This is a genomic window from Limimaricola litoreus (genome assembly GCF_024159025.1).
Classification (GTDB): Bacteria; Pseudomonadota; Alphaproteobacteria; order Rhodobacterales; family Rhodobacteraceae; genus Limimaricola; species Limimaricola litoreus.
This window is the reverse complement of the sequence record NZ_JAMYXC010000286.1, coordinates 1-515: the sequence shown is the minus strand read 5'-3', so window position 1 is coordinate 515 and position 515 is coordinate 1. Positions and strand designations below refer to the sequence as shown.

Below are 515 nucleotides of genomic sequence, written 5' to 3'. Positions count from 1 at the left end.
CTGTCGGTGCCGAAGTAGTGCCCCGTCTCGATCGAGGGGACGCCCTTCCGCGCGGGCGGTCATGGCGGCGCGGGGCATTACCTGTCGCTGCCCGCCGGCCCGCTGACCGAAGGCCATCTGCAGGCGCTCTACCCGCATCCCGACCGGCTCTGCCTCGAGGTGGTCGACCGCGAAACGCTGCGCGCCCGGCTCGAACGCGGCGCGGTGATGTTTCGCCGGATCGTGCCGGGTCGCCGCGACCAGCCGCTGCTCGATGTCTCTTGCCCGCCCTACCGGTTCGAGCTGATCGACGGGCTCGACTGGCGCATCGATCCGAGCCGGCCCGCCGGCGACGGCCGCGTCGATCACCTGCGCCACGCGGGCCGTGGCCTCGGGCCGCAGGATCGCTTCGTCCTCGCCTCGGCGAGCCACAGGGCAGGCAGCGACGAGACTCCGCAGCGCTGCTTGCGCGCGCGGCGCATCGCGGTCGAGGGGCCGCTGATGCGCGAGGCGCTGCGCGCGCATCTGGCGCAAGG

1 pseudogene is annotated in these 515 nt (G+C 73.8%); it reads left to right on the top strand.

Features of this window, described 5'->3' with window-relative positions:
* Positions 1-159 precede the first annotated feature (159 nt).
* Positions 160-515 (top strand): annotated as a pseudogene (locus NHG85_RS17625) (bifunctional 2',3'-cyclic-nucleotide 2'-phosphodiesterase/3'-nucleotidase); the annotation flags it as partial.